This is a genomic window from Micromonospora sp. NPDC047753 (assembly GCF_040642735.1).
Lineage (GTDB): Bacteria > Actinomycetota > Actinomycetes > Mycobacteriales > Micromonosporaceae > Micromonospora.
On sequence record NZ_JBEYSL010000415.1, the window covers coordinates 1 to 6070 of the forward strand.

Annotated in this window: 8 protein-coding genes and 1 pseudogene; 3 read left to right on the top strand and 6 right to left on the bottom strand. The window is 72.6% G+C overall.

What is annotated here, in order from left to right; genetic code table 11:
• From ABZ749_RS27080 to ABZ749_RS27090, 3 genes and pseudogenes are all read right to left on the bottom strand, one after another.
• Nucleotides 1–526 (bottom strand): annotated as a pseudogene (locus ABZ749_RS27080) (two-component sensor histidine kinase); the annotation flags it as partial.
• Entirely contained in the window at nucleotides 504–1250 is a 747-nt protein-coding gene (locus ABZ749_RS27085; RefSeq protein ID WP_357203899.1) for a response regulator transcription factor, read from the bottom strand. The pseudogene ABZ749_RS27080 and the gene ABZ749_RS27085, both read right to left, overlap by 23 nt.
• 113 nt (nucleotides 1251–1363) lie before the next feature.
• Complete coding sequence (locus ABZ749_RS27090) at nucleotides 1364–1594, bottom strand: hypothetical protein (RefSeq protein WP_091408172.1); 231 nt, start codon at nucleotides 1592–1594, stop codon at nucleotides 1364–1366.
• On the opposite strand from ABZ749_RS27090, the gene ABZ749_RS27095 reads away from it, so the two are divergent.
• The 3 genes from ABZ749_RS27095 (at nucleotide 1487) to ABZ749_RS27105 (ending at nucleotide 4586) form a co-directional block, all read left to right on the top strand.
• On the top strand, nucleotides 1487–2743 hold the full coding sequence (locus tag ABZ749_RS27095) for a serine/threonine-protein kinase (RefSeq protein WP_357232775.1): 1257 nt from the start codon (nucleotides 1487–1489) through the stop codon (nucleotides 2741–2743). The two genes, ABZ749_RS27090 and ABZ749_RS27095, sit on opposite strands and share 108 nt — an antisense overlap.
• Nucleotides 2744–2837: 94 nt before the next feature.
• Nucleotides 2838–3263 (top strand): OsmC family protein, encoded by a 426-nt coding sequence (locus ABZ749_RS27100; RefSeq protein WP_124819422.1) that lies wholly within the window; start codon nucleotides 2838–2840, stop codon nucleotides 3261–3263.
• 471 nt (nucleotides 3264–3734) lie between these two features.
• Nucleotides 3735–4586 carry a hypothetical protein gene (locus ABZ749_RS27105; protein ID WP_357232777.1) on the top strand — a complete coding sequence of 284 codons (852 nt, stop codon included), beginning with the start codon at nucleotides 3735–3737 and terminating at the stop codon, nucleotides 4584–4586.
• 24 nt (nucleotides 4587–4610) lie between these two features.
• Here the strand turns inward: ABZ749_RS27105 and ABZ749_RS27110 are convergent, their stop codons facing one another.
• The 3 genes from ABZ749_RS27110 to ABZ749_RS27120 form a co-directional block, all read right to left on the bottom strand.
• Entirely contained in the window at nucleotides 4611–5132 is a 522-nt protein-coding gene (locus ABZ749_RS27110) for an ATPase (protein WP_357232779.1), read from the bottom strand.
• A 114-nt stretch (nucleotides 5133–5246) separates the two neighbouring features.
• Complete coding sequence (locus ABZ749_RS27115; protein ID WP_355009026.1) at nucleotides 5247–5693, bottom strand: response regulator; 447 nt, start codon at nucleotides 5691–5693, stop codon at nucleotides 5247–5249.
• 85 nt (nucleotides 5694–5778) lie between these two features.
• A partial coding sequence (locus tag ABZ749_RS27120; RefSeq protein ID WP_357232781.1) for an STAS domain-containing protein occupies nucleotides 5779–6070 on the bottom strand: 292 nt, incomplete at its 5' end.

Here is a 6070-nt window from a genome sequence, read left to right on the forward strand (position 1 = left end):
CCTGGACGCCGGAGAGGGGGATCGCGACGACGCGTACCTGGCCTCCCCAGTACTGCCGGGCCACGGCCCGGTAGTCACCGCGGTCGCCGAGGTCGACGGTGCGCGGTCTGGCGTCGACCGGTAGGTCGGCCAGTACGGCGACCTCCCCCACCTGGACGGGCTGCGGGTCGGGGAACGCGTTGGAGACGCTCTTGGTCAGGGTGCGGGCGCTCGTCACGCGACCGTCGGTGATCTCGGCGACCACCACGCCGGACGGCAGCCCGGGTGGGATGCCCGGTCCGTCACCGGGGAAGGCCGGCCGTCCCGGACGGTCGCCCCGCATGGCCGTCGCGGGGGCCAACTGGGCGTCCAGCCGGTCGATCAGGAAGTGCCGCAGCGCCACAGTGGTCAGGCCCCCGATCGCGACGCTCACCAACGCGAGCAGCGCGAGCAGGGCAAACACCAGTCGGGTACGCAGGGAGCGCCCGGCCAGCCAGCCACGGGTGGCGCGCAGTGGGCGGCGCCTACTCGGCGGGTCTGAGGACATAACCCGCACCGCGCAGCGTATGGATCATCGGTGCCCGGCCGGCGTCGATCTTCTTGCGCAGGTACGAGATGTACAGCTCCACCACGTTGGCCTGGCCCCCGAAGTCATAGTTCCACACCCGGTCGAGGATCTGCGCCTTGCTGAGCACCCGGCGCGGGTTGCGCATCAGGAAACGCAGCAGCTCGAACTCGGTAGCGGTGAGAGTGACGAGCTGGCCGGCCCGGCGGACCTCGTGGCTGTCCTCGTCGAGGCTGAGGTCACCCACGGTCAGCACCGCCTCCTCCTGCGCGGCGATCGCCAGCCCGGAGCGGCGCAGCAGCGCACGCAGCCGGGCGATGACCTCCTCCAGGCTGAACGGTTTGGTGACGTAGTCGTCGCCGCCGACGGTCAACCCGGCGATGCGTTCCTCGACCGCGTCGCGGGCGGTCAGGAAGAGCACCGGCACGGTGGGGGCGTGCTCGCGCAGCCGGCGCAGCACCTGGAAGCCGTCCAGGTCGGGCAGCATCACGTCGAGCACCACGGCATCCGGCTGGAACTGTCGGGCGGTGCTCAACGCCGCCATGCCGTTGCCGGCGGTGCGGACCTGCCAGCCCTCGTAGCGCAGGGCCATCGACAGCAGGTCGGTGAGCGTGGGTTCGTCGTCGACCACCAGCACCCGGACGGGTTCCCCGTCGGGGCGACGCAGCTCGATCCGGCTCGGCGCGGCCTGCCCGTTCATGACCATGGGCCCCATGGTGGCCGCCACGCCTGTGCCGCGCCCCTGCGGAAGCTGTGCGCGGGCTGTGCGGGCGGGCCGACGCGACGCCGCCGACACCATCGGTCAGCCCCGCCTCGTGGTCACTCGGACACCCCGTACGCGTCGGTGCGCACGAACCGCATGCTCCAGCCGCCGGCCTCGTCGGGCCGGTCGCGTTCGTAGAGGTGGTCGGGGCCGGGCTGCACCGGCCCAGTGCCGTCCGGGTGCCGCATGATCCAACGCTGGGGTGGGGCGCCGTCCGAACCGGCCGGCAGCAGCCGGACCAGGCCGTCCGCGGGCCCGCCGACGAAGCGTACGGTGACCTCGCTCATCGCGGCGCCCCCTCGGGTGACCGTGCCGGCACAATCGGTGACACCGGCTCTGGCTCGCAAGCTACCGCACCGACCGCTCCGGCGCAGCGAGGTGCGCGGGGCCCACGTGCCCCGGACCGGGCTCGGTTTGCCCAGTTCGGAGGGCGGGTACCGCGATCGGAGCAACCCGGCCGTCGGCCGGGCGAGGACGAGGAGCGGTCGATGCGGATGCTGGACGAGCGGTACCGGCTCGAGCAGCGCATCGGTGTGGGCGGGATGTCCGAGGTGTGGCGGGCCTACGACCAGGTGCTGGACCGGCCGGTCGCGGTGAAGCTCATCTCTCCCGGCCGCGACGATCGGGACGGCCCGGTGGACCGGATCCGGGCCGAGGCCCGGTCGGCGGCCCGGCTGGAACACCCCAACGTGGCCAGCGTGCACGACTTCGGCACCTCCACGACGTGGCCGGGCCGACCGGTGCCCTACATCGTCATGGAGTTGGCCGAGGGTGAGACGCTCGCCGTGCACCTGCGCGCCGGGCCGCTGGACTGGCAGATCGCGGTGCGGGTCTGCGCGGAGGTCGCCGCCGCGCTGGCCGCCGCGCATGCCGAGGGCATCGTGCACCGGGACGTCAAGCCCGCCAACGTCATCCTCACGCCGGCCGGGGTGAAGGTGCTCGACTTCGGCATCGCCATCGCCGCCGGAGAACCCGACCCGATGCCGACCGGCATGGTGCTCGGCACCCCGGCGTACCTGGCGCCCGAACAGCTGGACGAGGCGCCCGCCACCCCCGCCGCCGACATGTACGCCCTCGGCGTGCTGCTCTACTACAGCCTGACGGCCCGCCTGCCCTACCGCGCGACGACCTCCAGCGAGTTGCTTCTCGCACGCCGCTGTCAGCCACCGGAGCCGCTGCCCGACATCGCCGGGCTCCCCCCGGAGGTCGCCGAGCTGTGCCGCTCCTGCCTCGCCGAGGACCCCGAGCAGCGTCCGACCAGCCTGGTCGCCGCGCTGCTGCTGGCCGAGGCAGTGGACGCCCGGGTGTACGTGCCGATGACGATCCCGACGACCCGCCGGCCGGCCCCGACGTCGCCGTGGACCGAACGGGCCGCCGCGGAGGCCACCGAGGCGGTGGTGCTGGTGGACGAGCCGAACCTGCCCGCCGGGCGCTGACGGCGCGACCCCGTGGCGTTTGACGGCGCGACCCCGTGGCGTTTCGCCGGGCGGCGAAGGGGTAGCCGGCCTGGTGAGCGACGGGAGAAACGCGATGCCGGATCAGAGTTCCTGGCTGCGTGAGGCCACAGCGACCGCCGAGGGCGGTCACGTACGCACCGACGATGGCGGGCTCTCCACCGCGCTGGCCTCACCGCTGGCGCCGCACTGCACCGGGCTGACCCCGGAACAGTTGCTGGCCGCGGCCTTCGCCTCCTGCCTGCATCACGCGGCGGTGGAGGTGGCCGGGGAGATCACCGACGAGGCGCACACCGTGCAGGTCCGGGCGGAGGCGAAGCTGGGGCGGGACAACGACGGCCGGTACCGGGCCGACGTCCACGCGGAGATCTCCTCAGCCGGGCTGAGCCGGGATCAACTGGCCGACCTGGTCGAGTACGCCGACCGGCTCTGGCCGTTCTCCAGCAGCGACGCCAGTCGCCACCGCCTGACCGTCACCCCAGCCGAGAACGGCCGCCACTGACCCAGGCCCCAGCCTGCCCGCCACCCCGCACGCCCACCGCGCCGACCCTGCACCTTCGGTCGCCCCACCGCGCCGTTCTTGCGCACGCGCGCGCCCCATCGCGTCGATCTTGCACTTTCGGTCGCCGAAATGAGGGGTATGCCCCTTATGCCGCGACAGCAAGTGCAAGATCGGCGAGCAGGGCACGGAGCCTGGGGCGGTGCGGGCGGGCGGGTCGGTGGGGGGCCGGTTGGTGGAGGTGCGCCTCGGCTGTTTGGCTGACCCCTGATGGGGGCTGCAGATGCGGCCTGCGGAGGGGCTCGGCGAGCGGATTCACCCGGCAAGTCGGGAATAACCGTCTGGCGTACGTCGCGAGGTTGGTCGACTCTGCTCCCGCTTTGCCCATTGAAGTCGGCATGATCGGGGCAAATTGTGGCGCATGCCACCGTACGGGCTGGTGGCATCGCGCATTCAGCTCTTTAGCCTCGTCAGGTGCACCCCGACGACCCCTCCGCCCAGAAGCTGACCGACGCGCGCCCGACCACCCCTTCGGACGACGCCGCCTCAACCGAACGGACGATCGGCCGTCACCGCGCTGCCGAAGCGCCGCGGCGGGCCCTGCTGGGCTCGACCCCGGTGCGGGTGGCGCTGGCCACCGGCGTCACCTGCTGCCTCAGCCTCGTCGCGGTCGCCACCGCGCGAGGCAACGACGACACCCCGCGTACGGTCGAGCCGCTCGCCGAGGCGGTGGCCGACCGCGCCGCCATCGCCGACGAACGCGCCTCCCGGTCGCTGGACCGCGACGCCGCCCCCGCCCGGGTCCTGCCGCCCAGCCCGACGGCGAAGCCCACCCCCACCCCCACCGCCGTCCGCAAGGCGCCCAAGAAGCCGGTCAAACCCCGCCGCCCCCGGCCGGTCGCCGGCCTCGACCAGGCGCAGATGGACAACGCGAAGATCATCGTGGACGTCGGCCTGGAGATGAAGATGCCGCGCCGCGCCCTGGTGGTGGCACTGTCCACCGCCATGCAGGAGAGCAACCTCTACAACCTGGCCAGCGACGTCCTGCCGGAGTCGGCGGAGTACCCGAACCAGGGCAGCGGGTCCGACCACGACTCGGTCGGGCTGTTCCAGCAGCGGCCCAGCAGCGGCTGGGGCACGGTTGCCCAACTGATGCGCCCGTCCTACGCCGCGCGGGCCTTCTACAGCGCGCTCAACGAGATCCCCGGCTGGCAGGACATGAGCGTCACGGCAGCCGCCCAGGCCGTGCAGATCTCCGCCTACCCGGACGCGTACGCCCAGCACGAGGATCGGGCGACCACCGTCGCGGCGGCGCTCACCGCCTGAGCCGGGCTCCCACGCCCGCGTGTCTCAGCGACGGCCCGGCGGAGGCTGCGCACCCTCGTCCACGCCGCCGACCCCGACCCGGCTGCCCGGCACCCCGGCGGCTGCGGTGGGGGTGTCGGCGGGCACCTGCTCGACGGTCACCTGGCTGAGGATCTCGTCCACCCGAACCTCGCGCCGTCGGCGAGCGTCCAGCGCCGCCTCGAAGTCGCGCCGGGCCTGCACGGCCTCCGCGTACGCCCGCTCCCGCACCCGCCGTGCCTCGTCGCGGGCCTCGTCCAGCTCGGCGCGGGCCTGGGCCAGCACCTCGGCTGCCTCGCGCCGCACCGCGTCACCGGCGGGCCGGGTGGCAGCGGCGTCGCCCAGGTCGAGTCGTCGCAGGAGGCCGCCGAGCGCGGCTGCCTCCTGACGAATCTCGTCCCATTCCCCGGCCGCCCCGGCTGCGCCCTCGGCCCGCGCCGCGAGCCGGGACAACCGAACCCCCAACTCGTCCAGGCAGTAATCCACCTGTCGCTGGTCGTAACCGGTCTCAACGACGGAGAACCTCATACTGTCGCCCCCCAGGCAGCTGCTGTTACTTCCCCACCTGGATCCTCGGCCGCGACCGCTCGCGCCGAGGGGGTTCGGGGAAAATGTTCAGCATGCGCGCAGGTGGCGCGAGGCTCAGACCCGCTTGGGCAGCACGACGACCCGACCGAAGAACTCGTCGATGCGGCGGACCACGTCGTTGAAGTCGTCCAGGTCGATCGGCTTGGTGACGTACGCGTTGGCCTGCAACGTGTAGCTGCCGACGATGTCGGTGTCGGCGTTGGAGGTGGTCAGCACGACGATCGGGATGGTCCGCAGATCCTCGTCCTGCTTGACCGCCCCGAGCACCTGACGACCGTCCATGCGCGGCATGTTCAGATCCAGCAGGATCACGTCGGGTCGGCGGGCATCTTCGTGCCGGCCCTCGGCGCGGAGAAACTCCATCGCCTCCTCGCCGTCACTCACCACGTCGATGATCTTGTCGACGTCGGAGTCCGCCAGCGCCTCCTCGATCATCAGCACATCACCCGGGTCGTCGTCGACCACCAGGATGCGTACCGGCTGCGGGCTGTCTGCGCCCATCACTACCTGCCTCGGAGTCGACGGGGACGGGACCCTGACGGTCACCGCGTTGGCGGGGGAAATGCTGGCGGGGAAATCTAGCCCATCAGGAAGCACTGCGGGACGCGGGGTCGACCGACTCCGGTTCGTACCGCAACACGTCGGCGAGGCCGGTCACCCGCAGCACCCGCTCGACCCGCCCGTTGGCACCGGTGAGCCGCAGCCACCCCCCGTCGGCCGCCGCCTGGTTGTCGCCCCGGACGAACACGGCCATCCCGGTGGAGTCGCAGAACGTGAGGTCGGCCACCACGGCCACCGCGAGGGTGACCCCGGCCAGATAGGGGCCGCGCAGCCGGGCCGCTGCCACACCGACCACCGCGCCGATCGCGACCGTGCTG

Excerpts from the sequence above, each read along its gene's own strand:
- ABZ749_RS27085 (WP_357203899.1), bottom strand. The coding sequence starts at position 1,250 with ATGGTCATGAACGGGCAGGCCGCGCCGAGCCGGATCGAGCTGCGTCGC.
- ABZ749_RS27090 (WP_091408172.1), bottom strand. The coding sequence starts at position 1,594 with ATGAGCGAGGTCACCGTACGCTTCGTCGGCGGGCCCGCGGACGGCCTG.
- ABZ749_RS27100 (WP_124819422.1), top strand. The coding sequence starts at position 2,838 with ATGCCGGATCAGAGTTCCTGGCTGCGTGAGGCCACAGCGACCGCCGAG.
- ABZ749_RS27110 (WP_357232779.1), bottom strand. The coding sequence starts at position 5,132 with ATGAGGTTCTCCGTCGTTGAGACCGGTTACGACCAGCGACAGGTGGAT.
- ABZ749_RS27115 (WP_355009026.1), bottom strand. The coding sequence starts at position 5,693 with ATGGGCGCAGACAGCCCGCAGCCGGTACGCATCCTGGTGGTCGACGAC.